The following is an 813-nucleotide window of genomic DNA, read 5'->3' on the forward strand; positions in this document are numbered from 1 at the left end:
GGCCATCGGCTACGGCAGCGACGGAGACGGCAAAAACAGCACCACCCGCAGCGGCATCAACACCAGCAACATACACATTACCGACGAAGCGGGACAACTTGCCCGAACCGGCAGGACTGCCGAAAAAACCGAAGCACATATCTACACCGGCATCGACACCGAAACTGCAGCCCAACACACAAGTCGTCTGAAAAACAGCTTCGACAAAGACGCGGTGGCCAAAGAGATCAACCTGCAAAGGGAAGTAACGCAGGAGTTCGGCAGAACACTGCAAGGCCTCAATACCGAAATCGAACGCAGCCTGGACGGGTTGAAGGAAAAGTTGGCCAAAGGAGAAATCGACCGGAAAGAATACGAAGACGGCCTCAAAGTAAGGCAGAGGGGAAAAGTCCTGCTCAATATGATAGGCGCGGGCCTGTCCGCCCCGACCGACAGCGCGGCAGGCATAGCCGCCGCCACTGCGAGTCCCGCCGTATCCTACCAAATCGGACAATACTTCAAAGGGCTGGCGCAGAAAAACCCGGACGGCAGGCTGACGTCGGGTCAGGAAACCGCCCACATCCTCGCCCACGGCGTACTCGGGGCAGCGGTATCTGCGGCGGGAGGCAACGACGCTTTAGCCGGCGCGCTGGCATCGGGAGGGGCGGAAGCGGCCGCCCCCGTCATTGGCAGAAATGGCTGTACGGCAAAGGCGACGGCGGCAGCCTGAGCTGCGGAGGAAAAAGAGACCGTTTCAGCGATCACAAGGATGCTGGGTGCGGCTGCCGGAGCGGCTGCGGGAAACTCGTCTGCCGATGTAGTGCGGGGCGGGAT

At 60.4% G+C, this 813-nt stretch carries 1 pseudogene; it reads left to right on the forward strand.

The window, feature by feature from the left end:
* A pseudogene (locus tag NSCA4_RS16155) lies at positions 1-813 on the forward strand (VENN motif pre-toxin domain-containing protein); the annotation flags it as partial.

Source organism: Neisseria sicca 4320 (assembly GCF_000193735.1).
Classification (GTDB): domain Bacteria; phylum Pseudomonadota; class Gammaproteobacteria; order Burkholderiales; family Neisseriaceae; genus Neisseria; species Neisseria sicca_E.